Source organism: Cobetia sp. (assembly GCF_983723665.1).
In genome coordinates this window covers 5,398-21,156 of record NZ_CFDJES010000021.1, presented here as the reverse complement: position 1 = coordinate 21,156, position 15,759 = coordinate 5,398, and the positions used below count along the sequence as shown (strand labels likewise).

Annotated in this window: 13 protein-coding genes; 6 read left to right on the top strand and 7 right to left on the bottom strand. The window is 63.9% G+C overall.

The genetic code is table 11. The features are described from left to right. Nucleotides 1–89 precede the first annotated feature (89 nt). A complete protein-coding gene (gene fghA / locus AC4FAH_RS03895; RefSeq protein ID WP_490245655.1) occupies nucleotides 90–953 on the bottom strand; it encodes an S-formylglutathione hydrolase in 864 nt (287 codons plus the stop codon). Nucleotides 954–1,074: 121 nt separating this feature from the next. After that, nucleotides 1,075–2,184 (bottom strand): S-(hydroxymethyl)glutathione dehydrogenase/class III alcohol dehydrogenase, encoded by a 1,110-nt coding sequence (locus tag AC4FAH_RS03890; protein WP_175090175.1) that lies wholly within the window; start codon nucleotides 2,182–2,184, stop codon nucleotides 1,075–1,077. Between the two features lie 286 nt (nucleotides 2,185–2,470). On the opposite strand from AC4FAH_RS03890, the gene AC4FAH_RS03885 reads away from it, so the two are divergent. Next, nucleotides 2,471–3,364, top strand: a complete 894-nt coding sequence (locus AC4FAH_RS03885) for a LysR family transcriptional regulator (protein ID WP_286988936.1) — start codon at nucleotides 2,471–2,473, stop codon at nucleotides 3,362–3,364. Nucleotides 3,365–3,461: 97 nt separating this feature from the next. Here AC4FAH_RS03885 and AC4FAH_RS03880 read toward each other — a convergent pair whose 3' ends face one another. Continuing rightward, nucleotides 3,462–4,988 carry an NCS1 family nucleobase:cation symporter-1 gene (locus tag AC4FAH_RS03880; RefSeq protein ID WP_175090173.1) on the bottom strand — a complete coding sequence of 509 codons (1,527 nt, stop codon included), beginning with the start codon at nucleotides 4,986–4,988 and terminating at the stop codon, nucleotides 3,462–3,464. Beyond that, nucleotides 4,945–5,340, bottom strand: coding sequence for a hypothetical protein (locus AC4FAH_RS03875; protein WP_286988938.1), 396 nt, complete (start codon nucleotides 5,338–5,340; stop codon nucleotides 4,945–4,947). The genes AC4FAH_RS03880 and AC4FAH_RS03875 overlap by 44 nt, the downstream gene beginning before the upstream one ends. Before the next feature lie 487 nt (nucleotides 5,341–5,827). Between AC4FAH_RS03875 and AC4FAH_RS03870 the strand changes: the two genes are divergently transcribed. The 4 genes from AC4FAH_RS03870 to preA all read left to right on the top strand — a co-directional run bounded on the left by AC4FAH_RS03870 (nucleotide 5,828) and on the right by preA (nucleotide 11,215). After that, complete coding sequence (locus AC4FAH_RS03870; RefSeq protein WP_052384559.1) at nucleotides 5,828–6,730, top strand: nitrilase-related carbon-nitrogen hydrolase; 903 nt, start codon at nucleotides 5,828–5,830, stop codon at nucleotides 6,728–6,730. Between the two features lie 84 nt (nucleotides 6,731–6,814). Beyond that, on the top strand, nucleotides 6,815–8,257 hold the full coding sequence (hydA, locus tag AC4FAH_RS03865) for a dihydropyrimidinase (RefSeq protein WP_043333732.1): 1,443 nt from the start codon (nucleotides 6,815–6,817) through the stop codon (nucleotides 8,255–8,257). A 205-nt stretch (nucleotides 8,258–8,462) separates the two neighbouring features. Further along, nucleotides 8,463–9,863: an NAD(P)-dependent oxidoreductase gene (locus tag AC4FAH_RS03860; protein ID WP_287024470.1), complete on the top strand. Its 1,401-nt coding sequence runs from the start codon at nucleotides 8,463–8,465 to the stop codon at nucleotides 9,861–9,863. After that, on the top strand, nucleotides 9,863–11,215 hold the full coding sequence (gene preA / locus AC4FAH_RS03855) for an NAD-dependent dihydropyrimidine dehydrogenase subunit PreA (protein WP_175090170.1): 1,353 nt from the start codon (nucleotides 9,863–9,865) through the stop codon (nucleotides 11,213–11,215). The genes AC4FAH_RS03860 and preA overlap by 1 nt, the downstream gene beginning before the upstream one ends. Before the next feature lie 159 nt (nucleotides 11,216–11,374). On the opposite strand, the gene AC4FAH_RS03850 is transcribed toward preA, so the two are convergent. From AC4FAH_RS03850 to AC4FAH_RS03840, 3 genes are all read right to left on the bottom strand, one after another. After that, entirely contained in the window at nucleotides 11,375–11,995 is a 621-nt protein-coding gene (locus AC4FAH_RS03850; protein WP_043333730.1) for a TetR/AcrR family transcriptional regulator, read from the bottom strand. A 167-nt stretch (nucleotides 11,996–12,162) separates the two neighbouring features. Continuing rightward, the gene (locus tag AC4FAH_RS03845; RefSeq protein WP_286988941.1) at nucleotides 12,163–13,371 is read right to left on the bottom strand and encodes a CmpA/NrtA family ABC transporter substrate-binding protein; all 1,209 of its coding nucleotides are present in this window, start codon (nucleotides 13,369–13,371) and stop codon (nucleotides 12,163–12,165) included. 50 nt (nucleotides 13,372–13,421) lie between these two features. Next, the gene (locus AC4FAH_RS03840) at nucleotides 13,422–13,997 is read right to left on the bottom strand and encodes an ANTAR domain-containing response regulator (RefSeq protein ID WP_054555320.1); all 576 of its coding nucleotides are present in this window, start codon (nucleotides 13,995–13,997) and stop codon (nucleotides 13,422–13,424) included. A gap of 562 nt (nucleotides 13,998–14,559) precedes the next feature. On the opposite strand from AC4FAH_RS03840, the gene AC4FAH_RS03835 reads away from it, so the two are divergent. Continuing rightward, nucleotides 14,560–15,759: NarK family nitrate/nitrite MFS transporter (locus tag AC4FAH_RS03835; protein ID WP_490245654.1), on the top strand; the 1,200-nt coding region annotated here is incomplete at its 3' end.

Here is a 15,759-nt window from a genome sequence, read left to right as displayed (position 1 = left end):
CCTTTTCATTTCTACCGGCGACCACACTCACACCTCAAAGGAGGTGTTTCGCGTGTCTATTCATCTCTACCAGCTACCACACTCACACCTCAAAGGAGGTGTTTCGCGTGGTAGGCAAGATGCTCATCGATGAAGCTGGCCATGAAGAAGTAGCTGTGGTCGTAGCCCGGCTGGCGACGCAGGATCAGCGGGTGATCCAGCTCGGCGCAGACCGCCTCCAGGCGCTCCGGCTTGAGCTGCTCCTCGAGGAACTGATCACTCTCGCCCTGCTCGACGAACAGCTCCTGACGCGCGGCGCCGCTCTTGCTCGCCTGCTTGACCAGCTCGCAGGTGTCCCACTGCGCCCACTGGGCGCGGTCATCGCCGAGATAGCCGCTGAAGGCTTTCTCGCCCCACGGGCAGGCCATAGGATTGACGATCGGCGCGAAGGCCGAGACCGAACGATAGCGGCCCGGATTCTTCAGCGCGCAGATCAGCGCGCCGTGGCCGCCCATGGAGTGACCGGAGATCGACTCACGCTCGCCATCCACCGGGAAGTGACGCTTGACGAGCGCCGGCAGCTCCTCGGTGACGTAGTCATACATGCGGTAATGACGCGCCCACGGCTCGCGGGTGGCATTGACGTAGAAGCCTGCGCCACTGCCGAAGTCGTAGCTGTCGTCTTCGCCGTCCAGATTGACGCCGCGCGGACTGGTGTCCGGGCAGATCAGGGCGATGCCCAGCTCCGCCGCCTTCTTCTGCGCGCCGGCCTTCTGCATGAAGTTCTCGTCGGTGCAGGTCAGCCCCGACAGCCACCACAGCATCGGCACCGGGCCCTGTTCGGCCTGGGGCGGCAGATAGATGGCGAACACCATGTCGCAATCCAGGCTGCCGCTGCGGTGACGGTAACGCTTGAGCCAGCCGCCATGCACCTTGTTGGCGCTGACCAGCTCGAGTTGTTCGGTCGCGGTCATCATGCTCTCCCTTGTGATATCGCCCATGAAAACGGCGTCGGCAAGCCGACGCCGTTTCGCGTTCCAGACCTCACCGGGCAACAGGTGCTTCCGTGTTGCCCGGCGGCAGTTCAGCCCCGGATCAGAAGCTCAGCACGGTACGGATCGACTTGCCTTCGTGCAGCAGATCGAAGGATTCGTTGATCTTCTCGAACGGCATCTGGTGAGTGATGAAGTCGTCCAGATTGATCGCGCCGTCCATATAACGGTCGACGTAGCCCGGCAGTTCGGTACGGCCCTTGACGCCACCGAAGGCGGAGCCTTTCCAGACGCGCCCGGTCACCAGCTGGAACGGACGGGTGGAGATCTCTTCACCGGCACCGGCGACGCCGATGATGATGGATTCGCCCCAGCCCTTGTGCGCGCATTCGAGCGCCGCACGCATGACATTGACGTTGCCGATGCACTCGAAGGAGTAGTCGACGCCGCCGTCGGTCATGTCGACGATGGCTTCCTGGACCGGCACGGACAGCTTGCTCGGGTTGACGAAGTCGGTGGCGCCGAACTTGCGGGCCAGGTCGAACTTGTCTTCATTGATGTCGATGGCGATGATGCGCGACGCCTTGGCCATCACCGCGCCCTGGATGGCGGCCAGACCGATGGCACCGAGGCCGAAGATGGCGACGGTAGAGCCCGGCTCGACCTTGGCGGTGTTCATCACCGCGCCGATACCGGTGGTGACGCCACAGCCCAGCAGGCAGATCTTGTCCAGCGGCGCTTCCTTGGACACCTTGGCCAGCGAGACTTCCGGCACCACGGTGTATTCGGAGAAGGTAGAGGTGCCCATGTAGTGGTGCAGCATCTTGCCATCGAGGGAGAAGCGCGAGGTGCCGTCCGGCATCAGGCCGCGACCCTGGGTGGCACGCACGGCGCTGCACAGGTTGGTCTTGCCGGAGAGGCAGAACTTGCACTTGCCGCATTCCGCGGTATAGAGCGGAATGACGTGGTCGCCCGGCACCAGGCCAGTCACGCCCTCGCCCACTTCCTCGACGATACCGGCGCCTTCGTGGCCCAGTACGGACGGGAACAGGCCTTCCGGGTCTGCGCCGGACAGGGTGAACGCATCGGTGTGACAGACGGCGGTATTGACGATGCGTACCAGCACCTCACCGGCCTTCGGCCCTTCGACATCGATCTCGACCAGTTCCAGCGGCTTGCCGGCTTCCAGCGCAATCGCAGCACGTGATTTCATGAATCTCTCCTAGTGAGCATCAATAGCGGTAAACTGGCTGCCAATCTCATGCCCCCTGGTGTGGTGACGATCACCACGGAGGCCACCCTGAAAGGTAGCAGCACCTGACAGGTTGCATGGATGAGTCGCCCGAGGGACTCCCCACGCGACAGGCACTGGGCTCGTCCTTGCGGTTCATCCTTGCGGGCTTGGCATGGAACACAGTCTACGCAGTCATGCGGGTGGGATTAAGCCGTCGGCACTCAGATGATTATTGCCACTCAACAACAATGAAAGAGGAGCCAGCATGCAGCGCTGGGACCGTATCGAAGCCTTCGTGGAAGTCGTCAGAATCGGCTCATTTTCCGGTGCCGCCCGTCATCTCGGGGTGTCCAGCTCACATGTCAGTCGTCTGATCAGCCAGCTGGAAGCCCAGCTCGATACCCAGTTGCTCTACCGCACCACCCGTCAGACGCGTCTCACCGATGCCGGACAGGTGTATTTCGAGCACTGCCATCACCTCTTCGATGGCTTCCGCGCCGCCGAACAGGCCATCGGTGACTTTCATGCCCGCCCCAGCGGCGTGCTCAAGCTGACCAGCGCCACCACCTTCGGCGAGCGCTACGTCGCGCCGCTGGTCAACGACTTCCAGCTGCTGCACCCGCAACTGGAAGTGCAGATGCACTTCACCAACCGTCCGGTGGAACTGATCGACGAGGGCTTCGACGTCGCCATCCGCATGGGCGTGCTCAAGGACTCCTCGCTGATCGCAAGGCGGCTGGTGGACCGCCGCGAATTCGTCGTCGCCTCGCATGACTACTTCCAGCAGGCGCCGCGCCCGCACACGCTGGCCGAGCTCTCCAGCCACCGCTGTCTGGCCGGCTCCAAGCGCGAGTGGCTGTTCGAGGTCGAGGGCCAGCGTCGTGAGGTGCGCATCACCGGCAGCTGGCAGGCCAACTCCGGTCCGGCGCTATTGGACGCCACGCTCAAGGGCCTTGGCCTTGCCCAGATTCCCGACTATTACGTCGCGCCCCACCTGGCCAGCGGCAAGCTGATCTCGGTGCTCAATGAGTACCAGGTGCGCGATACCGGGGTGTGGATCGTCTATCCCCGCCATCGTCACCTCTCGCCCAAGGTGCGCCAGTTCGTCGACTTCATGGTCGAGCGCTTCGAGCACGGCATTCCCGGACTCGCGGGCTGACACCCCCGACAGACGATAGACGATAGACGACAAACGATAGACGGGCTGCCGATGGGCAGCCCGTCTGTCGTTGTACTCACCGTGTTCACCAGCGGCGTCAGGCGCGTTGCGCTCCGCTGCCCGGCACCGCCTCCGGCAGGTGCACCGGCGGCGCCTTGACCAGCAGCTTGCTGGAAACGAAGTAGACCAGTGCGCCCAGCAGCGAGCCGGTGAACCAGCCGTAGTCGTAGAACCAGGACAGTCCGGGCTGCGAGAAGCTGATCACCGTCAGTCCCACCGGCACGAAGAAGGCGATGAAGCCCGCCGGATTGAAGGCCGGATAGGTGCTGCCATCCAGATAGAGTGCCGGCAGATCAAAGGACTGACGACGGATCACGAAGTAGTCGACGATCATGATCCCCGCGATCGGCCCCAGCAGGCTCGAATAGCCCAGCAGCCAGTTGGAATAGAGGCTCTCGAGACTCACGTCCGAGACGATCCAGCCCATCTTCTTGATCAGCTCGAAGCCCATCAGCAGCACCCCGACCAGCCCGGTCAGCAGCACGCCGCGCGTCTGGTTGATCAATTTCGGCGCGATGTTCTGGAAGTCATTGGTCGGCGAGACGATGTTGGCCGCGGTATTGGTGGAGAGCGTCGCGATGATGATCAGCACCATGGCGATGGCGACCCAGCCGGGGCTGTCGATACGACCGATCAGGTTGACCGGGTCGGAGATGGTCTCGCCCACCAGCGAGCTGGACGCCGCGGTCAGCACCACGCCGAGCGCCGCGAAGAAGAACATCGTCAGCGGCAGGCCGATGATCTGACCGACGATCTGGTCCTTCTGGCTCTTCGCGTAACGGCTGAAGTCAGGAATGTTCAGCGACAGCGTCGCCCAGAAGCCGACCATCGCGGTCAGGCCCGCCATGAAGTAGCTGGCCACGCCATCGCCTTCGGGACGATTCGGCGGCTGGGCCAGCAGCTCGCTGATCGAGGTATGCGGCAGCGCCCACACCATCAGGCCGACACCCACCGCCAGCAGCAAGGGCGCGGAGAGCGTCTCCAGCCACTTGATGGATTCCGCGCCGCGAATCACCACGAACAGGTTTAGCGCCCAGAACACGAAGAAGCCGATGACCTCGCCTACCCCACCCAGCGCCTTCCAGTCGGCCGAGAGGCTCGACAGCAGCAGGTGGATCGCCAGCCCGCCGAACATCGTCTGGATACCGAACCAGCCACAGGCGACCACCGCGCGAATCATGCATGGCACGTTGGAGCCGATGATGCCGAAGGAGGAGCGCAGTACCACCGGGAAGGGAATCCCGAAGCGCGTGCCGGGGAAGGCATTGAGAGTCAGCGGAATCAGTACCACCAGGTTGGCGACCAGAATCGTGAACAGCGCCTCGCCGACGCTCAGGCCGAAGTAGGCGGTCAGGACGCCACCCAGGGTATAGGTCGGCACGCAGATCGACATGCCGACCCACAGTGCGGCGATGTTCCAGCGCGACCAGGTGCGCTCGGCACTCTTGGTCGGCGCGATATCCTCGTTGTAACGCGGGCTGCGGGCGACATCCTGTGCCACCACCAGCTCGATCATTTCCTCATTGCTGCGCACCATGTGCGAGCGCGTCTGTGTCGGGGCCATGAGTCCTCACCTGTTCAGCTGTTGTTATTGTTGAGGGTGATGCACTGCGCTTGCCTTGTGTCACTTGTCGTTTCCTGTCTTCCTCACCTTCTCCGTCGCTTTCCTGACTCCTCTTCGCTCCTCCCCGTTCGGCACACTTCATCAGGCACACTTCATTCGGCACTGCATGCAGAAGATTCTGATGCAGAAGATTCTGCGGCAGACGAATCTGTGGCAGGCCGTGTAGAAGAAACACCTTGGGCAGTTCGTGTGCAAAACCCTGTGGCAAATCGCATGCCGCCGGCCGGATTATTGCCGACAAATCAAACCTGTCTTGCAAGACAACTTGAGATGCAATGGCGCGTATTTTCATGCATGACGCCTGTCAGGTGGCGACAAGCCGTGTTCGCGCCAACTGTCAGTATGGTCAGGTTCCAAGCTGGTGCAAGGCGGTCTTGCGAAATGTCCCCGCAAACAATCACAAGCCACTGTTGTGCATCGCCTTTTCCCTTGAAAATCACGTGAACCACGCTGATTCTCCAGGCACCACAATGGTGAAACATGGTCTTTTCTGGGATAAAAACTCTTTGATAACAACAAGATAAATCCACAAGACTTTATTTGACACTTCATCTTGCCGAACGCGGGAACACTGTCTAATGTTCATTAAGCTGACTGGTGAGACAGGATTTAAATCGGACCTTTCCTGACCCATGACGCCTGCCAGCGGCATGCAGACTTGCCAGGCAGGCGGCGTGATTTTCCTGGGGCCATTTCGCGCTATCCCTGCCCACCCGTTCAGCCCACCAGCACTCATTGAAGACAACAACAACCGGCGCCAAGCGCCCGATGAGGAAGACATGTCGAACGATTCCCGCATCTCCTATACCGAGGATGCCGGCAAGCTGCGCTGCGCCGTCATCCAGATGGGACTCAACGTCTCCACCGACCTCGAGCCCGCGCAGATCCGCGATGCCATGAACGAGGCCCACCTGCCGCTGATCGACCAGGCCGGTGAGGCAGGCGTCAAGATCCTGTGCTTCCAGGAAGTCTTCAATCAGCCCTATTTCTGCCCGAGCCAGGATGCCAAGTGGTATGCCGCCGCCGAGCGCGTGCCCGACGGCCCCACCGTCACCCTGATGCAGCAGTACGCGAAGAAGCATCAGATGGTGATCATCGTGCCCATCTACGAGGAAGTGCAGCCGGGGGTGTACTACAACACCGCCGCCGTCATCGATGCCGACGGCAGCTATCTGGGCAAGTATCACAAGACCCACATCCCGCAGGTGGCGGGCTTCTGGGAGAAATTCTTCTTCAAGCCGGGCAAGTCCGACTGGCCGGTCTTCGACACCGCCTACGGGCGCATCGGCGTCTACATCTGCTACGACCGCCACTTCCCGGAAGGCTGGCGTGCGCTGGCGCTCAATGGCGCCGAGATCATCTTCAACCCCTCCGCCACCGTCGCGGGCCTCTCCCAATATCTGTGGGAGCTGGAGCAACCCGCCTCCGCCGCCGCCAATGGCTGCTACATCGCCGCCATCAACCGCGTCGGCCATGAACAGCCCTGGGATATCGGCGAGTTCTACGGCTCCTCCTACTTCGTGAATCCGCGTGGCCAGATCGAAGCCCAGGCCAGCGCCACCGAGGATGAGCTGCTGATCCACGACCTCGACATGGCGATGGTGCGCGAGGTGCGCAACAACTGGCAGTTCTTCCGCGACCGTCGCCCGGACGCCTATACCCGCCTCACCGATGGCGAGTGACGGACTGACGACCCGCACGACAACAACAAGACGACCTGACACTCAATGCCGGACAAGGCCGCGCGATGCGGCCGGGAGAGACTCATGGCAATCCTGATCAAGGGCGGCAGCATCCAGACCCACGAAGAGCGCTACACCGCCGATGTGCTGTGTGACGGCGAGACCATCACCGCCATCGGCACCGACCTGGACGTACCGGACGACTGCGAAGTGATCGACGCCAGCGGCTGTCTGGTGATGCCCGGCGGCATCGACCCGCACACCCACATGCAGCTGCCCTTCATGGGCACCGTGGCCAGCGAGGACTTCCAGACCGGCACCGCCGCGGCGCTGGCCGGCGGCACCACCATGATCATCGATTTCGTGATCCCCTCCCCGCAGCAACCGCTGATGGAGGCCTATCACACCTGGCGCGAATGGGCCGAGAAGTCGTGCTGCGACTACAGCTTCCACGTCGCCGTCACCTGGTGGGACGAGAGCGTCAGCCAGGACATGGCGACGCTGGTCGCCGATTACGGCGTCAACAGCTTCAAGCACTTCATGGCCTACAAGAACGCCATCATGGCGCCGGACGACACCCTCGTCTCGAGCTTCGCGCGCTGCCTGGAGCTGGGCGCGATTCCCACCGTGCATGCCGAGAACGGCGAGCTGGTCTATCACCTGCAGCAGAAGCTGCTGGCCGACGGCATCACCGGCCCGGAGGCGCATCCGCTGTCACGCCCGCCGCAGGTCGAGGGCGAGGCCGCCAGCCGCGCCATCCGCATCGCCGGCACCCTGGGCACGCCGGTGTATCTGGTCCACGTCTCCACCGCCGATGCGCTGGAGGAGATCCGCTACGCCCGCGAGCACGGTCAGCCGGTCTACGGCGAGGTGCTGGCAGGCCATCTGCTGATCGATGAAGAGGTCTATCAGAACAAGAGCTGGGAATTCGCGGCCGGCCACGTGATGAGCCCGCCGTTCCGCTCGCTGGAGCACCGCCAGGCGCTGTGGGGCGGCATCCAGTCCGGAGACCTGCAGACCACCGCCACCGATCACTGCTGTTTCTGCGCCGAGCAGAAGGAGATGGGCAAGGACGACTTCTCGAAGATTCCCAACGGCACCGCCGGGGTCGAGGACCGCATGGCGATGCTGTGGCACGAAGGCGTCAACACCGGGCGCTTCTCCGCCGAGGACTTCGTCGGCCTGACCTCCACCAATGCCGCCAAGATCTTCAATCTCTATCCGCGCAAGGGCGCGATCCGCGTCGGCAGCGACGCCGACATCGTGGTCTGGGACCCCAACGCCGAACGCACCATCTCGGCCAAGACCCACCACCAGAACATCGACTTCAACATCTTCGAAGGCCGCACCGTCAAGGGCATTCCGCGCCACACCATCAGCCGCGGCGACTGGGCATGGCGCGATGGCGAACTGCATGCCAAGCGCGGTCACGGCCAGTATGTCGAGCGTCCGGCCTACCCCAGCGTGTTCGACCAGCTCAAGGCCCGCGCCGAGAGCAACGTCGTCAGCGCCGTGGATCGCAGCTGACGGTCGGCGAACGGCCCACCTGAGACCAGTACGAACGGCTGAGACCAGTACGACACGGCTGAACGACGGCCTGGCGGCGCACCTGACGCGCTGCCGGTCCCTTAGCACTTCCAAACAAGCCGCTGCCAGTCAAGAAGCGCAACCCGACTCGCCTGCAAGACCAACAACAACGACCCCGCGCCTGAGCGCGGGCAGGAGCCACACCGTGACCACATCCTCCACTCCTTCCCACTGGGCCCCGAGCGGGCTCGCGGAAGAGGCGCTGAGTGCGCGTTTCACAGACCTGCATCCGGCGCTCAGCAAGCGCCAGGCCTTCATCGAGAGCTCGCGCTGTCTGTACTGCTACGATGCACCTTGCATCAAGGCCTGCCCGACCAGCATCGACATCCCGACCTTCATTCGCCGTATCCACGATGACAATCTCGAAGGCGCCGCCAGCGAGATTCTGGATGCCAATATCCTCGGTGGCAGCTGCGCCCGCGTCTGCCCCACCGAGATCCTCTGCGAGCAGTCCTGCGTGCGCAATCAGGGCGATGAGTGCCAGCCGGTGCTGATCGGCCTGCTGCAGCGACATGCGCTGGACAACGCCCAGTTCGAAGCCCATCCATTCACGCGTGGCGCCAGCACCGGCCGGCGTATCGCCGTGGTCGGCGCCGGGCCAGCCGGGCTTTCCTGCGCCCATCGCCTGGCACGTTTCGGCCACGACGTGGTGATCTTCGAGGCCGAGGAAAAGGCCGGCGGTCTCAACGAATACGGCATCGCCCGCTACAAGCTGACCGATGACTTCGCCGCCCGCGAGGTCGAATTCCTGCTCGAGATCGGCGGCATCGAGATCCGCCACGGCCAGCGCCTCGGCGACAACCTGGCACTGGCCTCCCTGACACGCGAATTCGACAGCGTCTTCCTGGGCCTCGGCCTTGGCACCAGCCATGCCCTCGGCCTGACCGGCGAAGATGCCAGCGGCCTGATGGCGGCCACCGACTTCATCAAGGTGCTGCGCCAGAGTGGCGAACTGAACGCCCTGGCGGTGCCCAGGCACGCCGTGGTGATCGGCGCCGGCAACACCGCCATCGATATCGCGGTGCAGGCCAGGCGCCTCGGCGCGCAGACAGTGGATCTGGTCTACCGGCGTGGCGAGGAGCAGATGTCCGCCACCCATCACGAGCAGGAAATCGCGCGCGCCAATGGCGTGATGATCCACACCTGGGCGCGCCCGCTGGCGATCGATGTGGCAAACGATAGTGGTAGAAGCGAAGAAGGTGATGACGCCGCGCTCAGCGCGATGCAGTTCGCGCGCACGCGGGTCGAGGATGGCCGCCTCGTCGATACCGGCGAGATCTTCACGCTGGCCTGCGATGGGGTCTTCACCGCCATCGGTCAGGGCTTCGATGACGCGAGCCTGAGCGATGCGCATGCCGCAGGGCTGGCCCGCGAGGGGGCCAAGATAGAGGTGGACGAGATGCTGCGCACCAGTCTGCCCGGCGTCTATGCCGGCGGTGACTGCATCGCCCGCGGGCAGGACCTGACCGTTCAAGCCGTCGCCCACGGCAAGCTGGCCGCCGAGGCCATCCATCACGATCTGATGCTCAAGGTGGAGGCCGCCTGATGACCATTCATACCCCGCTCAATGACGACAACGCCCACCCGGCAGGTGCTGGATCAAGCGGCGATCACGTCGCCAGCTACAAGGCCGATCTGTCGGTCAACTTCGCCGGCATCCGCGCCCCCAACCCCTTCTGGCTGGCCAGCGCTCCGCCCACCGACAAGGCCTACAACGTGGTGCGCGCCTTCGAGGCCGGCTGGGGTGGTGTGGTCTGGAAGACGCTGGGTGAAGACCCGGCGGCGGTGAACGTCTCCTCCCGCTACTCGGCGCACTATGGCCCGAATGGCGAGGTCAGCGGCTTCAACAACATCGAGCTGATCACCGACCGCTCGCTGGAGATCAACCTGCGCGAGATCACCCAGGTCAAGAAGGACTGGCCGGACCGCGCGCTGATCGTCTCGCTGATGGTGCCGTGCGAGGAAGAGGCCTGGAAGACCATCCTGCCGCAGGTCGAGGCCACCGGCTGTGACGGCATCGAACTCAACTTCGGCTGCCCCCACGGCATGCCGGAACGCGGCATGGGCGCGGCGGTGGGCCAGGTGCCGGAGTATGTCGAGCAGGTCACGCGCTGGTGCAAGACCTACAGCTCGCTGCCGGTGATCGTCAAACTGACCCCCAACATCACCGACGTGCGTGAACCGGCCAAGGCCGCCTGGCGTGGCGGCGCCGATGCCGTCTCGCTGATCAACACCATCAACTCCATCACCCATCTGGATCTCGACCGCATGGTCGCGCATCCCATCGTCGGTGACCGCAGCACCCACGGCGGCTATTGCGGCAGCGCCGTGAAGCCCATCGCGCTGAACATGGTGGCCGAGATAGCGCGCACGCCGGAAACCGCCAACCTGCCGATTTCCGGCATCGGCGGCATCTCCAACTGGGAGGATGCCGCGGAATTCATCGCCCTCGGCGCGGGCAGCGTGCAGGTGTGCACGGCGGCGATGCTGCACGGCTTCCGCATCGTCGAGGAGATGAAGGACGGCCTGGGGCGCTGGATGGACAGCAAGGGCTATCAGCGTATCGACGAGTTCTCGCGCGCGGCGGTGCCCAACACCACCGACTGGAAGCAGCTGGACATGAACTATCAGGTGATCGCCCGCATCGACCAGGACAAGTGCATCGGCTGCGGACGCTGCTACATCGCCTGCGAGGACACCTCGCACCAGGCCATCATGCATCTGGCCAAGGACAACGGCACCGCCCGCTATGAGGTGAAGGACGCCGACTGCGTAGGCTGCAACCTGTGCGAGATCACCTGCCCGGTCGAGGACTGCATCACCATGGAAGTGCAGGACACCGGCAAGCCGTACATGAACTGGATGGAGGACCCACGCAATCCGCATCGCGCGGCCTGATCGTCAGGTGCTCCTCTGATCCCGGGAAACAGCTAGCAATAGATGAGAATGGAAAAGGGGCTGCCAGCAATGGCAGCCCCTTTTTGATTGGCTTTATGGCCCACCAATGATGACCATAATTAGCTTAAGGACAATAAAACCATGAAGTCACCTGCTGACTCAGGCGGACAAACCGACCCCCTTCAGCAGCACCCGCGTCACGTTCTGCACCGCCTGCTCGAATTCCCGATCACTCAGCGCCTTGCCCTGATTGAGCACCGCGATCTGATGATCGAAGTCGGCATAGTGCTGGGTGCTGGCCCAGATCATGTACAGGTAGGCGGAGGCATCGACGTTGTCGATGCGGCCCTCGCCGATCCACTGGCGCAGGCGTGACTTCTTCATCTCGGCCCACTCGTCGAGCCACACCGTCAGCTCTTCGCCCAGCACCGGCGCACCCTGCATGATCTCGCTGGCCCACACCTTGGAGCCATAGGGGCGCTGGCGCGAGTGCATCATCTTGGCGCGAATGTAGGTGGAGAGCACCAGCTGCGGGTCGTCGTAGGCCTCGAAGCACAGCGCATCTTCCTTCCACAGCGCCAACAGGCCATCGAGCACCGCGCGATACAGCGCTTCCTTGGTGCTGAAGTAGTAATGCAAATTGGACTTGGGCAGCTCTACCTCGGCGGCAATATCGACCATGCTGGCGCCGACATAGCCCTTGAGAGCGAAGATCTTTTCGGCGGCGAGCAGGATGCGGCCGACATTATCCTTGCGAATCTGAGACTTGCGAGTGGTCATGCGATCCCCTGACGCGGTGCTGGCAGTGCGATGAGAATATCACAACCGCACTGCCAACATGTCTGAGCCGTCAGGTTTGCCCTGTCATCCGGCAAAGGAGATGGCGACTCTGCAAGTGCTGTGCAATCCCGCGCCAGCGCGGATCGGCAAGAACCGCGCCTGCGACATCATTCGAAGACCGCGCCATCGATGAAGCCATCCGCCGGCATCGGCACCTGGCCTGCCTCGCCGCTCAGCCACCAGGGTGCCGGATGCGTGCCTTCACTGCGCTCATCCGCCACCGGCACCACCATGCCCAGCTTGCGGGCCGCCGTGCGGTAGAGGTCCGGGCGCACACAGCGTGTCAGCGTCGCCTCGAGATCCTCGTCATTGAAGCCCTGCAGATGCCCCCAGCGCTGCATCTGGGCGATGTACCAGCGGGTCTGGGAACGCCACGGGAAGTTGGCCGCATAGCGATGGAAGATGGTCCAGCCGGGATTGTGCTGCTGGAAGTCGTCCACCGACTGCTCGACATCGACGTCTTCCAGCCCGCGCGTCACCACGCTCATCGGCACCTCCGGCATGCCCTCGTCGTGCAGCCACTCGGCGGCTCTGGCCCGATTGCCGGGGCGGTCCAGCCAGGCGCAGGCATTGAGCAGCGCGCGAATCAGCGCCTGATGCGCCAGCGGATGCTGCTCCGCCCAGTCCTCGCGCACGCCCAGCACCTTTTCCTGCCCGAAGCGCCAGATATCGTGACTGCCCGCCACCACCTGCCCCATGCCCTGCGCCGCCGCCAGGCTGTTCCAGGGCTCACCGACACAGAAGCCATCCAGCGCACCGCTGGCCAGCTGCGCCGCCATCAGCGGCGGCGCCACGGCGCGCATCTCGACGTCGCGGTCCGGATTGATGCCGCCCGCCGCCAGCCAGTAACGCAACAGATAACGGTGCGAGGAGAACGGGTGCACGCTGGCCAGCTTGAGCAGCGGCTCACCGCGCTGCTTGCGCTCGCGCACATGCGCCGCCAGCGCCTTCGCGACCTGCAACGGACTGGATAGGTCGTGGCCGTCCTCGCCGAGGGTGGCCATCAGCGCGCGCGACAGCGTGATGGAGTTGCCGCCCAGATTGAGCGTCATGGCACTGATCACCGGCGTGGCGCGGCCATCCAGGCCCAGAGTCGAGGTCAGCGGCATCAGCGCCAGCATCTGCGCACCCTGCAGCACACCGGTCTGCAGGTCATCACGCAACGCCGCCCACGAGGGTTGCCACTTGAGTGTCACCGCCAGCCCCTCCTCGCGGAAAAGCCCCAACTGCTCAGCGACCACGAAGGGCGCGGCATCATTGAGTGGCATCAGGCCCAGCGTCAGCTGATGGCCATTCAGGGGTACATCTGTGGGCATCACGCACACCTCTTGAACGATCGAGAGAGAAGGACAGTACGGCGACCGGCTCAGCGCCGACGCGCGGCCTTGAGCAGCTCATCGGCCAGCTCATGCAGGGCCAGGCGCCGGTTCATGGCGGTCTTGCGCAGGTATTGGTAGGCGGCATCTTCACTGAGCCCACGCGTCTCCATCACCACGGCCTTGGCACGATCGACGCTGCGCCGCTGCACCAATGTGGTCTGGGTACGGTTGAGCTCCCCCTTGAGCGCACGGTGCGCCTCGAAGCTGGTGATGGCGACCTCGACCATGCTGCGCACCATCGCTGGCATGACGTGGTCCACCACATAGGCCGAGACACCGGCGCCGGCCGCCTCACGCACGAGGTCCGGGGCATCTTCACTGGCCAGCATGATCATCGGCTTGGGATAGCGTCGCCCCAGCTGGCCGAGATGCTCCAGGGTGTCGCGGCTGGGCAGGTCGGCGTCGATGATCACCGCATCGGGCTGATGCTGCTCGACCAGCGCGTGCAGGTCCTCGTGCTCGTCAACGCGCAGCGCCACCTCGAAGCCGGCGCTCAATAGCGCCTGCTCCAGCGCGGCGGAGCGCTCACTGCGGACATCGACGATCAGCACGGTCACGGGCATGTCAGGTTTCCTTGGGTCGGGCATGAGACTTGCCGTACACCCAAGCAGGATTCGTGCCGCAATCTGGTGCAACCCTGCGGCCAAGGGCCTTCAGAGCGGCCGAGCCGAAAGCGTCGCTGCACTGCAATGAGGCACGCGCCTGCCCGACCCTCCCAGCGCCATTCGCGTGCGCCAGACTGGTACCTCGCGCCTCGATGACGCACCGCCAGCGCGCATCGAGCGCGCACCCAGCCCGGGGCACCGCCTGCGCATGCCAACCTATTGCCCTCGCCAAGCCATTGATCTTCTGGGACTTGTCCCGCCCACACCCCCGCAACTGGCGCGCTACTTGCTTTGTTCCTGTCACTTGCCGCACAGACGCTCTGCTGCCGGCAACCATGGCATCACCGACTGCTGCCATCGCTATCCATGACGTGGACCAGGCTCTTCGGAGTACGAGTGCGTCGAACCAGGCCCCTCAATGACGAGGCGCCCTTGCTGTCGTTCATTCACAGCCGTTCGACCACTCGCCGAGCACACCTGACTTCGTGCCCGGCACCGACGCTGAATCAGGAGCCCACTCATGGATATCCGCAACAAGGCCAGCCGCATCCGGCTGTTCAGCTTCAACACCCCGCAAATGCGCGCCTTCCACATGTCGTGGTTCGCCTTCCACGTCTGCTTCTTCGGCTGGTTCGGCATCGCGCCGCTGATGGCCGTGGTGCGTGACGACCTCGGCCTGACCAAGACCCAGATCGGCAACACCATCATCGCCTCCGTCGCCATCACGGTGATCGTGCGTCTCGCCATCGGCGTGCTGTGTGATCGCATCGGGCCACGCAAGGCCTACACCTGGCTGCTGTGCCTCGGCTCGCTGCCGGTGATGTGCATCGGCTTCGCCGACAGCTTCGAATCCTTCTTCCTGGCCCGCCTGGCCATCGGTGCCATCGGCGCCTCCTTCGTCATCACCCAGTACCACACCTCCGTGATGTTCGGCCCCAACGTGGTCGGCACCGCCAACGCCACCACCGCGGGCTGGGGCAACCTGGGCGGCGGCACCACCCAGATGCTGATGCCGCTGGTGATGGCCGGCCTGCTGATGCTGGGCGTCGAGCAGACCCTGGGCTGGCGTCTGGCGATGGTCGTGCCGGGCATCGTGCTGTTCCTGACCGGTATCGCCTACTACTTCTTCACCCAGGATGCGCCGGACGGCAACTTCAGCGAGCTGCGTGAGCGCGGTGAGCTGCCCAAGGCCGAGAAGGAATACAGCATGCGCGCCACCTTCGGCGCGGCAGCACGCGACATCCGCGTCTGGGCCCTGTTCCTCGTCTATGGCGCCTGCTTCGGGGTCGAGCTGACCATCAACAACGTCGCCGCCATCTACTTCTTCGATCACTTCGATCTCGACCTCGCCACCGCCGGTCTCATCGCAGGGCTGTTCGGCCTGATGAACCTGTTCGCCCGCACCCTGGGCGGCGTGTTTTCTGATCTCTTCGCCCGCCAGTCCGGCCTCAAGGGCCGCGTGCGCTGGCTGTTCATCGCGCTGCTGTGTGAAGGCGTGGCGCTGGTCGGCTTCGCCCAGATGGAAACCCTCGCGGTGGCCATCGGCATCATGCTGGTCTTCAGCCTCTTCGTGCAGATGGCGGAAGGCGCGACCTTCGGTATCGTGCCCTTCGTCAATCGCAAGGCACTCGGCGCGGTCGCCGGTATCGTCGGTGCGGGCGGCAACGCGGGCGCGGTCGCCGCGGGCTTCCTGTTCCGCAGTGAGGAGCTGACCTACCAG

Excerpts from the sequence above, each read along its gene's own strand:
- fghA (WP_490245655.1), bottom strand. The coding sequence starts at position 953 with ATGACCGCGACCGAACAACTCGAGCTGGTCAGCGCCAACAAGGTGCAT.
- AC4FAH_RS03890 (WP_175090175.1), bottom strand. The coding sequence starts at position 2,184 with ATGAAATCACGTGCTGCGATTGCGCTGGAAGCCGGCAAGCCGCTGGAA.
- AC4FAH_RS03885 (WP_286988936.1), top strand. The coding sequence starts at position 2,471 with ATGCAGCGCTGGGACCGTATCGAAGCCTTCGTGGAAGTCGTCAGAATC.
- AC4FAH_RS03880 (WP_175090173.1), bottom strand. The coding sequence starts at position 4,988 with ATGGCCCCGACACAGACGCGCTCGCACATGGTGCGCAGCAATGAGGAA.
- AC4FAH_RS03875 (WP_286988938.1), bottom strand. The coding sequence starts at position 5,340 with ATGAAAATACGCGCCATTGCATCTCAAGTTGTCTTGCAAGACAGGTTT.
- AC4FAH_RS03870 (WP_052384559.1), top strand. The coding sequence starts at position 5,828 with ATGTCGAACGATTCCCGCATCTCCTATACCGAGGATGCCGGCAAGCTG.
- hydA (WP_043333732.1), top strand. The coding sequence starts at position 6,815 with ATGGCAATCCTGATCAAGGGCGGCAGCATCCAGACCCACGAAGAGCGC.
- preA (WP_175090170.1), top strand. The coding sequence starts at position 9,863 with ATGACCATTCATACCCCGCTCAATGACGACAACGCCCACCCGGCAGGT.
- AC4FAH_RS03850 (WP_043333730.1), bottom strand. The coding sequence starts at position 11,995 with ATGACCACTCGCAAGTCTCAGATTCGCAAGGATAATGTCGGCCGCATC.
- AC4FAH_RS03845 (WP_286988941.1), bottom strand. The coding sequence starts at position 13,371 with ATGCCCACAGATGTACCCCTGAATGGCCATCAGCTGACGCTGGGCCTG.
- AC4FAH_RS03840 (WP_054555320.1), bottom strand. The coding sequence starts at position 13,997 with ATGCCCGTGACCGTGCTGATCGTCGATGTCCGCAGTGAGCGCTCCGCC.